The organism is Acinetobacter sp. 1130196, assembly GCF_000588095.1.
GTDB classification, from domain to species: domain Bacteria; phylum Pseudomonadota; class Gammaproteobacteria; order Pseudomonadales; family Moraxellaceae; genus Acinetobacter; species Acinetobacter nosocomialis.
The window spans coordinates 82,647-99,534 of the sequence record NZ_JFWX01000011.1 but is presented as its reverse complement, the minus strand read 5'-3'; the positions used below and the strand labels follow the sequence as shown (position 1 = coordinate 99,534).

The 16,888-nt window shown below is 38.7% G+C and carries 16 protein-coding genes; 6 read left to right on the top strand and 10 right to left on the bottom strand.

Annotated elements, in window-relative coordinates; all coding sequences use genetic code 11:
* The 5 genes from J671_RS12090 to J671_RS12070 all read right to left on the bottom strand — a co-directional run.
* A partial coding sequence (locus J671_RS12090; protein ID WP_230400570.1) for a helix-turn-helix domain-containing protein occupies positions 1 to 239 on the bottom strand: 239 nt, incomplete at its 3' end.
* Between the two features lie 94 nt (positions 240 to 333).
* Positions 334 to 723: a hypothetical protein gene (locus J671_RS12085; protein ID WP_228132352.1), complete on the bottom strand. Its 390-nt coding sequence runs from the start codon at positions 721 to 723 to the stop codon at positions 334 to 336.
* Positions 724 to 811: 88 nt separating this feature from the next.
* Positions 812 to 2,881, bottom strand: coding sequence for a glycine--tRNA ligase subunit beta (glyS, locus tag J671_RS12080; RefSeq protein ID WP_031982362.1), 2,070 nt, complete (start codon positions 2,879 to 2,881; stop codon positions 812 to 814).
* A complete protein-coding gene (gene glyQ / locus J671_RS12075) occupies positions 2,881 to 3,858 on the bottom strand; it encodes a glycine--tRNA ligase subunit alpha (RefSeq protein WP_000085212.1) in 978 nt (325 codons plus the stop codon). Before glyQ ends, glyS begins: the two co-directional genes overlap by 1 nt.
* An 89-nt stretch (positions 3,859 to 3,947) precedes the next feature.
* On the bottom strand, positions 3,948 to 4,373 hold the full coding sequence (locus tag J671_RS12070) for a hypothetical protein (protein ID WP_031982360.1): 426 nt from the start codon (positions 4,371 to 4,373) through the stop codon (positions 3,948 to 3,950).
* Positions 4,374 to 4,402: 29 nt separating this feature from the next.
* Here J671_RS12070 and J671_RS12065 point away from each other — a divergent pair, with 29 nt between their 5' ends.
* From J671_RS12065 to J671_RS12050, 4 genes are all read left to right on the top strand, one after another.
* Positions 4,403 to 4,819 carry a lysozyme inhibitor LprI family protein gene (locus J671_RS12065; RefSeq protein ID WP_002052267.1) on the top strand — a complete coding sequence of 139 codons (417 nt, stop codon included), beginning with the start codon at positions 4,403 to 4,405 and terminating at the stop codon, positions 4,817 to 4,819.
* 109 nt (positions 4,820 to 4,928) lie between these two features.
* Positions 4,929 to 6,191 carry a putative DNA modification/repair radical SAM protein gene (locus J671_RS12060; protein WP_031982359.1) on the top strand — a complete coding sequence of 421 codons (1,263 nt, stop codon included), beginning with the start codon at positions 4,929 to 4,931 and terminating at the stop codon, positions 6,189 to 6,191.
* 2 nt (positions 6,192 to 6,193) lie between these two features.
* Positions 6,194 to 6,991 (top strand): TIGR03915 family putative DNA repair protein, encoded by a 798-nt coding sequence (locus tag J671_RS12055; protein ID WP_004711769.1) that lies wholly within the window; start codon positions 6,194 to 6,196, stop codon positions 6,989 to 6,991.
* 132 nt (positions 6,992 to 7,123) lie between these two features.
* Complete coding sequence (locus tag J671_RS12050; RefSeq protein WP_031982357.1) at positions 7,124 to 8,224, top strand: HPP family protein; 1,101 nt, start codon at positions 7,124 to 7,126, stop codon at positions 8,222 to 8,224.
* Positions 8,225 to 8,293: 69 nt separating this feature from the next.
* On the opposite strand, the gene J671_RS12045 is transcribed toward J671_RS12050, so the two are convergent.
* Positions 8,294 to 8,548, bottom strand: a complete 255-nt coding sequence (locus J671_RS12045; RefSeq protein ID WP_002052345.1) for a PspC domain-containing protein — start codon at positions 8,546 to 8,548, stop codon at positions 8,294 to 8,296.
* Between the two features lie 251 nt (positions 8,549 to 8,799).
* Here J671_RS12045 and J671_RS12040 point away from each other — a divergent pair, with 251 nt between their 5' ends.
* Positions 8,800 to 9,447, top strand: a complete 648-nt coding sequence (locus tag J671_RS12040) for a hypothetical protein (RefSeq protein WP_016803860.1) — start codon at positions 8,800 to 8,802, stop codon at positions 9,445 to 9,447.
* 79 nt (positions 9,448 to 9,526) lie between these two features.
* Here J671_RS12040 and J671_RS12035 read toward each other — a convergent pair whose 3' ends face one another.
* Positions 9,527 to 11,350 carry an acyl-CoA dehydrogenase C-terminal domain-containing protein gene (locus J671_RS12035; RefSeq protein ID WP_004884612.1) on the bottom strand — a complete coding sequence of 608 codons (1,824 nt, stop codon included), beginning with the start codon at positions 11,348 to 11,350 and terminating at the stop codon, positions 9,527 to 9,529.
* 257 nt (positions 11,351 to 11,607) lie between these two features.
* Here J671_RS12035 and J671_RS12030 point away from each other — a divergent pair, with 257 nt between their 5' ends.
* Positions 11,608 to 13,950 (top strand): hypothetical protein, encoded by a 2,343-nt coding sequence (locus J671_RS12030; RefSeq protein WP_031982355.1) that lies wholly within the window; start codon positions 11,608 to 11,610, stop codon positions 13,948 to 13,950.
* Positions 13,951 to 13,997: 47 nt separating this feature from the next.
* Here J671_RS12030 and aroE read toward each other — a convergent pair whose 3' ends face one another.
* The 3 genes from aroE to ribA form a co-directional block, all read right to left on the bottom strand.
* On the bottom strand, positions 13,998 to 14,786 hold the full coding sequence (gene aroE / locus J671_RS12025) for a shikimate dehydrogenase (RefSeq protein ID WP_031982353.1): 789 nt from the start codon (positions 14,784 to 14,786) through the stop codon (positions 13,998 to 14,000).
* 177 nt (positions 14,787 to 14,963) lie between these two features.
* Positions 14,964 to 15,914: an oxygen-dependent coproporphyrinogen oxidase gene (hemF, locus tag J671_RS12020; protein ID WP_031982352.1), complete on the bottom strand. Its 951-nt coding sequence runs from the start codon at positions 15,912 to 15,914 to the stop codon at positions 14,964 to 14,966.
* A 127-nt stretch (positions 15,915 to 16,041) separates the two neighbouring features.
* Positions 16,042 to 16,644: a GTP cyclohydrolase II gene (ribA, locus tag J671_RS12015; protein ID WP_001121174.1), complete on the bottom strand. Its 603-nt coding sequence runs from the start codon at positions 16,642 to 16,644 to the stop codon at positions 16,042 to 16,044.
* Between the last annotated feature and the right edge of the window lie 244 nt (positions 16,645 to 16,888).

Genomic DNA, 16,888 nt, shown 5'->3' with positions numbered 1-16,888 from the left:
TGCTGAGGAGACCATAAACAACGGATCGCTTCAACAATAAATTTCCAGAGGATTGAATCGATTTTGAGTTTTCTGTGACCACGTCTACGTCTAGCGAAGGTGTTATCAGAAGCATATCGAGCTTGATAAACGTCATTGATGCTATTTCTTTTAAGCTCACGATAGATCGTACTAGGATGTCTTTTAATGAGTTCAGCAAATTTTCTGGCTGAAAAGCCTTCTTTTCTTGACTCAAGCATTAATGCAGTACGATCTTCAAAGTTAAGATGATGGTATGACAATTTTATATACTCCATAAACCCTTTAAATTAATTAGGTGGTTTATGTCGCACTTCAAGTTTTACTCTGCCGATAAATACTGCTGAAAAAAACCAAAACAAAAACCAGCAAAACTAGCGGATTATTGAAGAAGAATTTGCTGATGCCAAATAGCATGAAAATAATGGTACTCGAAATCCAATACAGCAGAGCCAAAATAAATTTGTTCACTGATAAATTACGAACAGAACGATCTAAACGAGGCAGAGTTACAGCTAGTATAATCAGCCCAGCAAAACCACCTAGAATAGAGATAACCATAAAGAACAGGCCGCTCATATCTGGTTTGGTCTTTATATGAGGATATAGTTTCCATAGGCCATAACCGAATGACATCAAAAGGGTGTGGCAAAGAACAAGATAACCATCTATACGATAAAAATTTTTAATTGAAGAGGTATTCATTATGATGACTGCGGATTTATTTTTAATATTATTAAAAAACCCCACTAATCTATAGAGGGGTTCTCATTAATTTACAACTAATAAAGGCTTAGCCCTGCAACACGCTCACATCAGCCACAGCAGTAAACAAGTTACGCAACTGAGCCAATAAACGTAAACGGTTTGCTTTCAGGTTAGCATCATCTGCCATTACCATTACGCCATCAAAGAATGCATCAATCGGCGCGCGAAGTGCTGCAAGCTTAGAAAGAGCAGCAGTGTAGTCTTTTGCTGCAAGTAATGGTTCAACTACAGGTGTCACTGCTTGAAGCTCAGCAAATAATGCCTTTTCAGCATTTTCAACCAAGTTCGCTTCAACAACAGAACCTTCTGGTGCTGCTTCTTTTGCAAGAATGTTAGCCACACGTTTATTTGCAGCAGCAAGTGCAGCAGCTTCAGGTAATGTGCGGAAGTGGTTAACAGCATTTACGCGCTTGTCAAAATCAAGTGGAGATTTTGGTGCAAGTGCTTGAACGGCTTGAAGTACATCAACAGCAACGCCTTGGTCTTCGTACTTGGCACGATAACGACCTTCCAAGAATGCAACAGCATCAGCACGAGTCTTGTCGTGGTCTTTAACGATATCGCCATAGCCTTGAAGCGCAAGATTCACTAGCTCTTCAATCGTTACATCTAATTCATTTTCAATGATTAAACGTAAGATACCAATTGCTGAACGACGAAGAGCAAATGGGTCTTTAGAGCCTGTTGGCGCTTGTCCAATACCGAAAATACCAACCAGCGTATCTAAACGGTCAGCAAGGGCAATGGTTGTACCTGTTTTAGTTTTAGGTAAAACATCACCCGCAAATTTTGGTAAATATTGTTCACCTAAAGCTTCAGAAACTTCAGTGTTTTCACCTTCAATACGTGCGTAGTAAGTACCCGCAATACCTTGAAGTTCTGGGAACTCACCTACAAGTTCAGAAGTTAAGTCACATTTAGCAAGTAATGCAGCTTTTTCAGCATCGGCTGGGTTTGCACCAGTGATTGGAGATAATGCAACTGCAAGTTTTGCAATACGTGTTGATTTGTCCCAAAGCGTACCAAGTTGTGCTTGGAATACCATGTTTGCTAGTTTTTCTTTACGAGATGCAAGCGGTTGCTTTTGATCTTGTAAGAAGAAGAATTCAGCATCAGACAAACGAGGACGAACAACTTTTTCGTTACCTTCAATAATTTGAGTCGGGTCTTTAGACTCAATGTTTGAAACAGTAATGAAGTAAGGTTGTAATTTACCTTCCGCATTGATCAAACAGAAATATTTCTGGTTGTCTTGCATTGTCGTAATAAGTGCTTCTTGAGGAACAGCTAAGTAGCGTTCTTCAAAAGTTGCCCGTAAAGCTACAGGCCATTCAACGAGACTTGTTACTTCATCAAGTAAGTCAGCTGGAACAATTGCAGTCGCGTTAACTTCATCAGCTAACTTTTTCACTTGTTCTTGTATGTTTGCCTGACGCTTTTCAAAGTTCGCAACGACGTAAGCTTTTTCTAAAGCCTCTAAGTAATCATTTGCATGCGCTAAAGTTACAGCGTCAGGTGCATGGAAACGGTGACCATAAGTCACATTGCCAGCTTTGTGATCTTGAATAGTCGCGTCAACAATTTGGTTATCTTTGAGTAAGACAACCCATTTCACTGGACGTACAAATTCGGTACGGCTTGCAGCAGAACGCATGCGCTTAGCAATTGGTAAATTATCTAACGCTGTTTGTAAAATCTGTGGAAGTAAAGCGTCAAGGCTTTGTCCTTTCACATCTTTTAAATAGCAAACTTTTTCAACTTTACCTGCTTGGAATGTAGAAAGCTGATCAACAGTAATGCCTTGTCCACGCATAAAGCCTTTAAGTGCTTTAGTCGGTTTGCCTTCTGCATCGTAAGCTGCTTGAACAGCCGGGCCGTCAAAACGTTTTTGTGTATCCGCTTGCGCAGCATCTACATCTACAATTTTAAGCGCTAAACGACGTGGAGCGGCATAAGCTTCAATAGATGCGAAGTTTAAACCTGCTTCATTTAAGCCTTTTACAGTTTCTGCTTGTAGTGCATCACGTAATGTTTTTAAGCTTTTTGGTGGAAGCTCTTCACAGCCAAGTTCGAATAAAACAGTATGTTTGCTCATTAGTTTTTCTCCGCCTTTGCTGCTTCACTTTCAGCTTGTGCTTTTAGCTGTGCCAATACTTCATCACGTAAATGCGGTTCTGCCATTGGGAAGCCAAGTTCTGCACGCGCTTGTACATAACTTTGTGCAATTGCGCGTGCCAAAGTACGTACACGTAAAATGTAACGCTGACGCTCAGTCACAGAAATTGCACCACGTGCATCAAGCAAGTTAAAGGTATGAGACGCTTTAACAACTTGCTCATAAGCTGGAAGTGGAAGTTTAGCTTCCATTAAACGGTTTGCTTCTGACTCGTAGAAATCAAACAGTTCAAATAGTTTGTCAACTGGAGCGTATTCAAAGTTATAAGTCGATTGCTCAACTTCATTTTGATGGAATACGTCGCCGTAAGTTACCGTGCCGAATTGGCCTTTCGTCCAAACAAGGTCATATACCGAATCAACACCCTGTAGGTACATCGCAAGACGTTCTAAACCGTAAGTGATTTCGCCTGTTACTGGGTAACATTCAACACCACCGACTTGTTGGAAGTAAGTGAACTGAGTTACTTCCATACCGTTAAGCCAAACTTCCCAACCTAGGCCCCAAGCCCCAAGAGTTGGAGATTCCCAGTTGTCTTCTACGAAACGGATATCGTGAGTAAGCGTATCAATCCCGATTGCTTTTAAAGAATCGAGATACAGCTGCTGGATGTTGTCTGGGTTTGGCTTAAGTACCACTTGGAATTGGTAGTAATGTTGCAAACGGTTCGGGTTTTCACCGTAGCGGCCATCTTTTGGACGACGTGAAGGTTGAACGTATGCCGCGTTCCAAGTCTCTGGCCCTAAAGCACGTAAGAATGTTGCGGTGTGGAATGTTCCAGCGCCCATTTCCATGTCGTAAGGTTGTAGTACGACGCAGCCTTGTTCGGCCCAATAGTTTTGTAGGGCAAGAATTAAGCCCTGAAATGTATCAATGTGCGAGATGGCGCGACTCATGTAGCATCCACGAATTTATGAGAAAAATTGCCCCTAAGTATAAGGATTTTGTAGGGGAGTGGCAAAGGCTTAATCAAATGAATACGTGATTAGCCTATTTGTTTTCGGCTTAGCCATTTCAAGCTTAACCAGTAGCAAAAGCCCGTAAATAAAATCATGAGATAAAAACTGTAAATCTTATAAATATTCCACCAAGGAGACGGGAATGACCCGACAAAAAACAAATGTGCAATAGGGATAATTAAAATCCAGATCGCAGTTCCGCTGATGAAAATACTCATCAGATTTAAACGACTTTTACGGGCCAGAAAATAGGAAATGATATATGCGAAAGGAATAACTAGAAGGCCATAAAAAAGTAAATAAAATAAGAAATGGGCTAGTAAAATAACTCCAATCGAATAAAGGTTAAACTCAGCATTTAATGTCATGACCCCTAAGACAGATAAACTCAGCAATGGTAGGGGTGCAAGCGCAAGTGCATGAATAATCGTTTTTTTGTTATATTGAAGCATATTAAAAATTATAGAACTGAGAAGAAGTTATGTTGAAATTTTGCTGCAAACTTATTGTTTTCTCCAGCCTTTTCTGTAGCCCGTGGCTTTACGCGCAAACCGAAACTGATGAGCAAGATGAATACAATCAATGTGTAGACCAGACCATTAAAGAAATGAAGCTTGAAAGCATTAATAATATGGTCGTGTATAGCTGTTCTGAACAAGCTAAAAAGACTTATGAAGAAAAAATTGTTGCTCTGATTGATCAAATTCGTGCACAAAGCGAAGAATACAAACAGCCAGAACGTTACCAAGATATTTTAAAATCTCAGCGACTCTGGAAAGCCTATGTAGATCAGGAATGTAATAATGCAGGTTCATATATCGGCTCACCGATGTATTCATATTGCCCAATGCAAGAGTATGAAAAGCGTGTAAAGCAGCTTGAAGAATACGTTAATTAAGACAAATTATTTTAAACGTCACCTCATGACGCTGAGCGTACTTCCCTAGATTAAATTTAAGAATGCGACATGATATTTTCTAAACGATGCCATAAATGAGTCGTTTGATATGTCTGATCGCATTCGGGAAAAACTACAAATTCTTGCTGATGCTGCTAAATATGATGTGTCTTGTTCATCAAGTGGCAGTGACCGTAAAAACAAAAATAAAGGTCTGGGGGATGCTAGTCATTCGGGTATTTGCCATAGCTATACTGAAGATGGTCGTTGTGTGTCTCTCTTAAAAATTCTGTTTAGCAATGTCTGTATTTTTGACTGCGCCTATTGTGTTTCACGTCGTTCTAATGACGTTCAACGTGCCGCATTTACGGTACAAGAGGTCGTCGATTTAACCATTAATTTTTACCGACGTAATTATATTGAAGGGTTATTTTTAAGCTCCGGCATTTTTAAATCGGCCGATTATACGATGGAGCGCATGCTCCAAGTGGTTAAAAAGTTGCGCCTTGAAGAAAACTTTAATGGTTATATTCACCTAAAAACAATTCCGGGCGCATCGCCTGAACTGATTCATGAAGCAGGTTTATATGCTGACCGGATGAGTATTAATTTAGAAATGCCGACAGAGATGGGGCTAAAAACTTTTGCGCCAGAAAAATCACATGAGGAAGTACAAAAAGATTTAGGTTTGGTTCGTGACAGACTCATTCAACTGAAAGATGAACGACAAGTTATTAAGCATGTGCCGAAATATGTACCAGCAGGGCAGACCACCCAAATGGTGGTAGGAGCGCATCAAGAGTCAGATCAAGATGTCTTGTTCATGGCAGACAAGCACTATAAAGAATTTAAACTCAAACGCGTCTATTATTCGGGTTATATCCCAATTAATACCGAAAATAATTACTTGCCTGCTGTTGGTTCTGCACCGCCGTTGCTTCGTGAAAATCGACTCTATCAAAGTGATTGGTTGATGCGTTTTTACGGTTTTGAAGTCAATGAAATTGTTAATGAAAAACACCCAAATTTGGATCTGGATGTAGACCCAAAATTAAGCTGGGCGTTAAGGCATCCCGAGCAGTTTCCAGTAGATTTAAATCGTGCAGATTATCAAATGATTTTACGTGTACCGGGTATTGGGGTGAAATCGGCCAAGAAAATTGTGCAAGCACGCCGGTTTGGCAAAATCCATACCGATTTACTTAAAAAACTCGGTGTGGCCTATCAGCGTGCAAAATTCTTTATTCGCTGTGAAGACACTCCAAAATTCCAAAAAGAATTGTCTTCAAGTTTTATTCGGCAGCAGATTTTAACGCAGGGATCTTCGAAATATGTGCAGCAACTCTCGCCACAATTAAGTCTTGGGTTTTAGCCATGTTTAATGAGGAGGTTGCTTACTATTTTGATGGTTCAATGGTTGGGCTGCTGAGCTGTGTTTTTCGTGCATTTCAATTTAAAGAATTACAGGTCAGGCTCTGTTTGAATGATGCAGCTCAACATGGTTTATTTGCCGATAAAATTGAGGTTGCAAATAATGAGCAACATGCTGAACGTGTATGGGCTGCGCTACAAAAAAAGCTTTCATCTTCTTCGTTAAAACAATTTTATTTTGCTTATTTATCCGAATCTTTAGATGCCTATCAGCATTTATTTAATTACTGTATTTATGTGTTTACTAGCCATGTTTCCATAGAAAAAGATTATTCAAATCCTAGTGTTCTGGCAATTGCACAGTGGACGAAAAAGGTCGGGCGAGAGAAGCATCGAATGGAGGCTTTTATTCGTTTTAAGAAAACTAAAGATGAGCTTTTTTTAAGTCTGGTTCGTCCTGATTTTAATGTTTTACCACTCATTCAGCCGCATTTTAAACGGCGTTATCAAGATCAGCGTTGGTTGATTTATGATGAGCAACGTAAGTTTGGAATTTATTATGATTTACGGGAAATACATGAAGTTTCGCTCGAAGCCTCGGACGTTGACCGTAATTTAAAAAATGGAATGAGTCAAAGCTTTCAGCTTGAGTTAGATGAGCAAGAAGTTTTGTATGATCAGCTTTGGAAAGATTATTTTAAGAGCGTAAATATTACAGAACGCCAGAATATAAAGCTCCATGTGCAATATTTGCCGAAACGTTACTGGCGTTATTTAAATGAAAAATTGATGGAATATTAAAATTTTCAAATAGTAAGAATATATTCAACAGGTTTTCTGATAATTGAAAGATATAATTTAAATGCACTTTATGTGGCTTTGGGCGTATACTTTTGCCCGTTATAAATAACGGCATATCCCCTAAGGTGTACTGTGAGTGTTATACAGCCAGAATGGTTACAGATTTTAAAACCGAATTTTAAGGTTTTACCACTAAAAGAACGGTTGCTTTGTGGCGTTGGAGCGCTATGTGGTTTAGCAATTTCTTCCTTAATTAGCTGGTATGTTTTAGGTGGAATTAATGCATGGTACATTGCACCTATGGGAGCTTCCTCAGTTCTCTTATTTGCTGTGTCGACCAGTCCGCTGGCTCAGCCTTGGAATGTTATTGTTGGTAATCCCTTAGCCGCCATTATTGGCGTAGCCTGTGCACAGTACATTCCGGATTTAACTACGGCTTTTAGTGTGGCTGTAGGGCTTGCTATATTTTTAATGATGACCACTGACTCTTTGCACCCACCGAGTGGTGCAGTTGCGATTACGGCTGTGTTGGGTGGTGTGGCTATTCACAAATTAGGTTTCTATTTTGTTTTCTATCCAGTTCTACTCAATTCATTACTTCTACTCGGTTTCGCCATCTTTTTTAATAGACTGATTGGGCGGCATTATCCAGTTACTGCACACTTAAATGAACGCAGTAAAGATCCAACGCCAACTCAAAAAGTCTCAATTCAGCCAAAAGATATTGAATATGCATTAGAGCATCACACTGAACTATTAGATATTAGTCAGTACGATTTAGAAAAAATCATTTTAGAAGCGCAAGAACATGCCAATGAACGCATGGTGAACCAATATGCCTGTCAGGATATTATGAGCCGTGATGTGATTAAACTACATGAAGATGATGATATTCATCAGGCATTAGATAAATTTAAACAAGTGAACTTGATGAGCTTACCTGTGGTCAATGCAGAAAACCATTTAGTAGGAACTTTAGCGCTATATGAAGTTGTGGAGTGGTTTAAAGGGGCAGCCGATCCAAGAAACTCATGGCAACATTATGTAAAGCAAATTATGAGTCGTCGAGTTGTTACTGTACTACCAACTCAGCCTATTCAAGATCTTGTACCTTACTTTGTTGAGAAGTCATTTAACTATATTCCTGTTGTTGAAGAGCGAAAACTGATAGGAATCATTAGCCGTGCAGATATGATCGCGGCATTACAACAGCAGTTAAATCGAAAACTATAATTTTAAGCATAAAAAAAGCTACGGTTGATTAGGGGATGCAACCGTAGCGACCAAAATAAACTAAGTGATTTAATGTATTTGTTCTTCTCGTACAGTACGAACAGGTTGTTGATAACCTTGGACTTGTTCAGGCTGTCTTTTCGGAATAACTAACCATAAAACCAAGTAGACTAAAATTCCTGGGAAAGCCGCACTCATTACCGAGACCAATACGAAAATAATGCGTAATAAATTTGCGTTCCAACCAAAACGTTCAGCAATACCGCCCATTACACCGGCGATCATGCTTTGTCGGTTCGAGCGATATAAACCAGAATTGGTCATGTAGTTCTCCTCAAATATATAAATGACAAGGTTTGTTATTTCCCTTGGTTAATAGAAATATGGCGACAAAATTAACTAATTAAAGTCCGATAAAATTAAAAATAGTTAAAATATGTAAATGATTTAAATGAATGAAAGCAACATCTACTAAAATGCACCCTTTCGGGGCTAAAAGTGTTTGTAGCAGTAATGGTAGTGTTCTTAAATCATAATTTGAACAGTCACATTGCTGTTGTATGTGAATGATGTATATGTCTTTGAAGTGGTCTGGTCTTTTAATTAAACATTTAGGTTTGGCAGCCATCTTATGTATGGCGCTGAGTGCCTGTGATGCAAATCATGCCGATTCTAAGGATCACTCAGCGTTAGCAACGACTTCTAAACATGATAATAGTCTAGTTAAAAGTACGACTGCAGTTAAAACGTTGGATGATGCAGCGGGACGAACTTTTTTACCCGATGGTGCCCCAGATCAGACATCTAAAATATCTGAATCAGATCAACAATATGCAGGTCGCTATCATACCCGTATTTCATGTGAAGATAATTTTGCCGATTGTGAAACAGGTGAAGCGGAATATATTTTAAACTTATTACCTGATGGCACTGCGTATTGGAACGTTGTTCATTTTGGGCGAATCAGTAATAAAGATGGTGCAAAAAGTGCAGTCATCAATCGATTATGTCCTTCATTAAAGTGGAAAGTTGATTCTGCTGCTCATGAGTTAAAGATTCAGTGTCCAACATCAGATGTTAACTTCTACTTTAATATTATTTCGAAACAGAAATTAATCGTAAATTTAGAAAAACTGTTCTATAGCGATTATGGTAAAAATCGTGAGTTTTTAGAACAAAACTATTTTGTTCCTACAAAAGCTTATGTACTTAATAAAGAATAAAGTTATTTTAAATCAATAAAAAAGAGCGCAATATTAATTGCGCTCTTTTTTATTTTACTACTTACTTATTAACTTATTATTAGTAGTCGAAGCTAAAGTGTTCAACTGGTAATGAAGTAAGTGTACGAGAAGTCGTTACCATTGATTCTGCATGACCTTGTGCACGTGGTAATAAGCGGTCGAAGTAGAAATCAGCAACTTTAATTTTTGCTTTATAGAATTCAGGAGTTTCTTTACCGTCACCTGCTTCTAATTTTTCAGAAGCAACTACGGCTTGTTGAGCCCAGAAATAAGCCATCATGACATAGCCTGAGAACATCAAGAAATCTACAGAAGCAGAAGATACGATGTCACGGTCTTTACGTGCAGCAAGCATGATACGAACAGTTAAAGTGTTCCATTGAGCACAAAGCTTTGTTAAATCCCAAGCGAAACGACGTAAGTATTTATTACGTGCATGTGTTGCACAGAATTTTAAGATTTCAGCAGTGTATTCACGCACTACTTTACCTTTTGAGCTTAACAACACTTTACGACCAATCAAGTCGAGTGCCTGAACACCAGTTGTTCCTTCGTATAAAGTAGAAATACGAGCATCACGTACGATTTGCTCCATACCCCATTCTTTGATGTAGCCATGACCACCATACACTTGCATACCGTGGTTAGCAGCTTCTAGGCCAAGCTCAGTCAAGAACCCTTTCAAAATTGGTGTATAGAAACCAAGTTTGTCATCATAATCTTCAAATGCAGCTTGGTCACCGCGCGTCAAAGCGTCTGTCATTTTGTCAGCAAGCTGTGCTGCGTAATAGATCATTGAACGACCGCCTTCAGCGATCGCTTTTTGTGTTAATAACATACGACGTACATCAGCATGGTGAATAATCGCATCAGCCACTTTATCTGGATCTTTTTTACCAGAAAGGGCACGCATAGACATACGTTCTTTGGCATAAGGTAGAGCACCTTGGAAAGATAACTCAGCATGTGCAATACCTTGAACCGCAGTACCAATACGCGCAGTGTTCATAAAAGTAAACATCGCATGTAAGCCTTTGTTTACTTCACCAATGAGGTAGCCTGTTGCGTTGTCAAAGTTCAACACAGCAGTTGCAGAAGCACGAATACCCATTTTATGTTCGATTGAACCACAGCTAACCGTGTTACGTTCACCTACGCCGCCATCAGCGGTTGGAATAAACTTAGGAACGATAAATAAAGAAATACCGCGTGTACCTGCTGGTGCATCTGGAAGACGTGCAAGCACGATGTGAATAATGTTCTCAGTTAAATCGTGTTCACCAGCAGAAATGAAGATTTTTGTACCAGAAATTTTATAAGTACCATCAGCTTGAGGCTCAGCTTTAGTTTTTACCTGACCTAAGTCTGTACCACATTGAGGTTCGGTTAAGCACATTGTGCCGCTCCATGTACCTTCAACAAGTTTAGGCATATAGGTTTGTTTTTGCTCATCTGTACCGAATTGCAAAATCGTATTCATACAACCTGAGCTTAAACCAGGATACATGGTAAATGACCAGTTCGCTGTACCCATCATCTCTGATTTAATCAGGTTTAAAGACATTGGAAGGCCTTGGCCACCAAATTCTTCAGGATAAGAAAGTCCTTGCCAGCCACCCATTACAAACTGGTCATAAGCTTCTTTAAAACCTTTTGGTGTTTTCACTTCGCCGTTGTCAAAATGGCAACCTTCTTCATCGCCAGATTGGTTAAGGGGAGAGAGTACGTTTTCACAATAATCTGCCGCACCTTCAAGAATCATATCTACAGTATCTGGATCTGCACTTTCACCATTTGATAAAGTTTTATAGTGAGCAGGGTAGTCTAATACTTCATTCATTAAGAAGCGGATATCGTGTAGGGGAGCTTTATATGCTGGCATGGCTTTAATCCTAATTGTAAGACATTGTGGGATTATCTGAATCGATGATTTGATTATTCACTCGCATGATAAAAATACAATGTTAATCACACCCGAAAAGAATGTCAGAAAAGCGAATTTTGTCGAAAATAAATACACTGGAAATTATATTTTCTGATAAAGTCAGGTCTTATACTTTTATGTGAAAAAACAACTAATTTTTTTATTTTTAGCAAGTTTTGTTAAAAAGATAAAGCGATAAGGTTTTAAAAAAGGTTATGCATTTAAAATATCTCAGTTTATGTTTATTTAGTTTGGGCTTGACTGCATGTGCACAACACGGCGTGCGTCCACAAGTGGCATCTGCGAATTTAGAGCAAAAGGCCATTCAAAGCGTTAATGCGATGTATGAATATCCAAGTTATGACTATCGCGGAAATTTTAAAATCACGGTTGATCCATCACAAATAAAGCAAAATGGAAAAGCTGAAAATAGTCCAAAACTTGATGCCGAATTACAAAAGAAAGTTGATCAATATTTAGGTGAGCAAAAAGTTGGTTTAAGTAAAGCTCAGAAACAGACCCTATATGCAGCTATTGCAAATGAACAAGGTGGTTTGGGGCCCTCAGCACGTTCTGAAAAAGTAAACGCCGTATTAATTAATTTATTAAATGATCTTCAGTTTAGCTATGACGGCTCAATTCATTACCGTCAAAAAATGGGTTCATTTAACCTTACTGCTAAATATGAAAAACCAACGCTATTGGTTCAGGCAAAATTGCCAATGGTGCTTGATCTGGAAAATTATAAGTTTTACGTAAATTACTTCGGTTTAATGCCGTATTTAGTCAATAAAGAAAATCAAAATAATTTGGCTTATATTGATTTTTCAAAATATAAAGACTTCTTTAAAAATGTCGATACGAAGAAGTTTATTGAATATCTTAAAGCTTCTAGTGCGGTTTCTTATCGTTTGGCTGACCCGCAAAACTTACAACGTGTATCTTTGACGGAGACTGATCGTAAGGCTGGGGCAGTTGATAAAATTCGTTTGAAAACCACCATTGAAGAGTTGCTTTTAGAAGTTGAGCTGTATGGTCAGGTCAATGATAAATATCTTCAAAAAAGTGTATTAGGTTTTGATAACCAAAAGATGGCTGAAAAAGTAGCAAAAGAGCTTGCCGCTTCTGAAGCGAAAAAAGGCGCTGTTAATAAAGAAGAACAAAAGGTTTCTTCTGATGATGCCGCTGCTGTAAGTCAGGAATTGTATAGTTTAATCAATGCACACTTTGATGGTGGCCTTTCATCAAATGATGCAGGTGAAGACAATTTAACTACGGCAGCACAAGCTCCGGCAGCAGCAGATGCATCAGTTTCTGAAGATCAAAATGGCAGTGAAGAAGCAGCTGCAGGTGGTGTACAGGATGCACAAGGTGAAGATGCTGTAACGCTTACCGAAGATCAATGTATTGAATTAAAGTCACTGAAAAAACCGGTTGCTTTAGGTGATATTAATTATTGCCAAGTTTATGGCATTGATGTGCTAGACCAGAGTGCGGCGAGTGCTGAAAAAGTTCAAACCAAGTCTCGCCGAGACACTTTAAAACAAACTTTTGAAGCTTATAACCAAAACCAGTTTATCAATGATGAAGCATTCAAAGCTTTATGGCTAAAACACAAGGCCGAGATTGAGCAAGCTTTACCTAAGCAAAGAAATCCAATCACGATTGATGTGGCTTTAGATGATAAAGGTCGTGCAGTGAACATGACCTATGATGTTGCTTATACGCCAGCCGAGTTTAAACATAGCTTTAATATTAAAGCTGATATGCAAATTTTAAATTACGGTAAAGCAACCTCAATTGATCAAAAGCAGCTTAAACAGGCCAAGTCTATAGCTGAAGCAAGTAAAGGTTCTATGCTCGAAAACTTTATTAAAGGTTTTGGAGAAAAGCTTGGACAAGGTGATGTTTTAGAGCATCCGGTAGGCACACATAGTGATGTACAAGATTTAGATGCAAATCTGGCTGTACTGGCTGATAAAACCTATGATGAAATGCATGCTTATGACAAAACTTATAAAGCAGTATTTATTGCCAAATTAACAGCTGAAAAACCGTCATATATCAAATATTACTCTGTTCAACAGCTACAAGAAATTGCAGAGGTTTATGCTTACTGGTTCTCGGAAGAAGATACCTATAACCCTCAAGGAAAAGCTTTAGAGCGTATTACTGCTTTACAGAAAAAGCATCATCTTGAACAGGATGAACAGTTTGACCATGAGTTAGGGCGTGCTGTAGATCATATTGTGATAGAGACTATGCAAGGTAAAGCAGGGCGTGAAGCTTGGCAGAAACTACAAAAGCAATATAAACAGCCAGCCCAACTGTTCTCAAAGCAGTATCAGTTAGAATTTGAAAAACAAAATGGTGTTTCTGCTGAAGAAAAGCATTTGTTATCAGAAACGGCTGATATTTTAGGAAACGTTTATGTGGCCGCGCGTAAACAACAGCTTACGGAAAAAACAATTCAGAAGTTAAAACCTGAACATAATGAATTTATTGATTATGAAATTTTCCGAGATGTTTATAAGCAAATGGTCGCTGCTAAAAAATAGTAAATGAGATAAAAAAAGAACCTACTTTAAGTAGGTTCTTTTTTTGTTTATAAGAAATCTTTTAACTCTGGTCTTACACCATTCCAGATATAAAAAGCTTCGATGGCTTGGCCTACTAACATACCAAAACCTTCTGCATAAGGCACATTACGCTGTTTCGCCTGATCAAGGAAACTAGAAGGTTTGCCATAAGCCATTTCATACGCATATTTGAACTGTAATTTTTCAGGAAGTTGTAAAGCACCACCTGAAAGACTTGCAGAAGTTGCATTAATTACAATATCAAAATCGCCGTCTAAATCATTTAGAGAAATTGCTTGTAATTGGGCTTGTGGAACTGCTGTTTTTAAGTCATCTACAAGTTGTTCTGCACGAGCGAGGGTTCGGTTGGCAATAACAATCTTTTTAGCGCCAGCCTGTACCAGTGGGTAAATGACACCACGAGTTGCACCACCAGCTCCTAAAATTAAAATAGTTGTATTTTCTAAGTTCCAATCTAAAGCTTGTATTGCAGCGACTAGGCCTTGGCCATCTGTATTGTCACCATGCAATTTGCCATTTTCCATCCACAAGGTATTTACAGCTTTAGCAATTTGGGCACGCTCGGTTAAAACATCACATAAAGCAAAAGCTTGCTCTTTAAAGGGAACAGTAACATTCATGCCACTGCCGCCTTCTGCAAAGAAACTGCGCATGCTTGACTCAAAACCATCTAGAGGAGCGAGACGTTTTTGATAGTTTAGATCAACACCTGTTTTTTGAGCGAAAGCATGATGCAATTCAGGCGAGCGTGATTGTTCGATCGGGTTGCCAATTACTGCAAACTGTTTGGTCATTCTTGTATCCAAAATTTTAAAATGGCATAAAGCAGATAAAGCCTGTGCTGAATATTCAGCAGGCCTCACTATAAGTCAAAATAACACAAGAAAAAATATTTGAATGAAGGAAGGGAAATTGAAATCAAAAAAGGAGATTCTTTAGGGTGGAAGCCAAAGAATCCCCAAAACAAAAAATTAAGCGACTTTTTCTTTTAAACCTAACCAATCACGAGGTTTTAAGTAATAGTCAGTTAAACGCTTCTCTGGAGAGTCTTCATCCCATTCAGGACGATAAGACCATGCAGCTAAATTAGGTAGGCTGACTAAAATAGACTCGATACGGCCACCTGTTTGTAATCCAAACAACGTACCACGGTCATAAACCAAGTTATATTCAACATATCTACCGCGGCGATAAAGCTGAAATTCTCGTTGAGCTTCGGTATAAGGCTGTTCACGGTGTTTTTCGAAAATTGGCAAAATGGCATTTAAATAACCATTGCCTACAGCTTGAATATATTTAAAGCAAGTTTCGAAATCCCAGCAATTTAAATCATCAAAAAATAAGCCACCCACACCACGCTGTTCATCACGATGCTTTAAATAAAAGTAATCATCACACCATTGCTTATGTTCAGCATAAACATTGTCACCAAAAGGTTTACATAGGTCGTAAGCAGCTTGATGCCAATTTAAAACATCTTGGTCATCTGGATAAAATGGCGTTAAATCAAAACCACCACCAAACCACCAAATGGGCTCTTGTCCTTCACGTTCTGCAACGAATAAACGGACATTTGCATGAGAGGTCGGAATATTTGGGTTTTTAGGATGAATAACTAAAGAAACACCTAGTGCCTGAGCTTTAGCCCCTGCAATTTGAGGGTGACGTTCTGTAGCAGACGCAGGAAGTTTACTAATGTTGATGTGAGAAAACATCACACCACCTTTTTCGATCACTGTACCATTTTGCAGCACACGTGAACGACCGCCGCCGCCTTCAGGGCGTTCCCAATCATCAATAATAAATTCTGCCGTACCACCGCCAGCTTTTTCTTGTTGTTCTAAACCAGCACAAATACGGGCTTGTAAATCGAGGAGAAATTCGCGGACACGTTGAATATCTGTGGAAGTCGGATGTTGCATAATGACCCTCAAAGATGATTGATATAAATTAAATACATCAAAACATAAAACCATAAAAAAAGTAAGGGATTTTTTCTAAATCTTGAAAAAATCCCTTAAATATTGTTTTTAAATTTTGGAATTGGAATCAAAAATCATCTTTTTGATAAAGGTGATCCATTCTTTCACGTTTGGTTTTTAAATATTGTTCATTAAAAGGATTGCGGCCGACAGTTAACGGTACACGATCTACGACATTAATACCCTGATCTTTGAGTGCCTGAATTTTCAAAGGATTATTGGTAATTAACTTCACTTCTTTTACTTTTAAGTGATCGAGCATAATGCTACACATATCGTAACGGCGTGCATCGGCAGGTAAATTCAATAGTAAATTGGCATCTACTGTATCGTGACCCTGATCTTGCAAAGCATAGGCACGAATTTTATTGGTTAAACCAATTCCACGACCTTCTTGGCGTAAATATAAAATTACACCTTGTCCTGCTTCATTGATGAGTTTTTGAGTGGCTTGTAATTGTGGGCCACAATCACATTTTAATGACGCAAAAGCATCACCTGTTAAGCATTCAGAATGTACACGAACCAAAACAGGGCCTGTTGGCGGATTTTCTAACCCTTTAGAAAGTGCCACATGTTCTTCACCTGTAACGGGATCTTGAAACACAGAAATATTGAATTCACCAAAAGCGGTCGGGAGTTTTGATGTTGCAATGAACTCTATAGGCACAGATTAACTCATCTTTTAACCGAAAACGGTTTAAAGTATAGCGTAATGCTGGGAGATTGGTCGAATTGTCATAATCATTTTGCACACTAAGGTTTTCTTTTTTGTATAAAGAAGACGATAATAGTTGATAAATAGTCAGATTATTCAGGATAATCTGCCAACCATACCCATAATGTATGAGAGACTGCTTTGCATGATCTCGTTCGCAAATGTGGCTGATTGAAGGTGACTTCATTCGATTGTA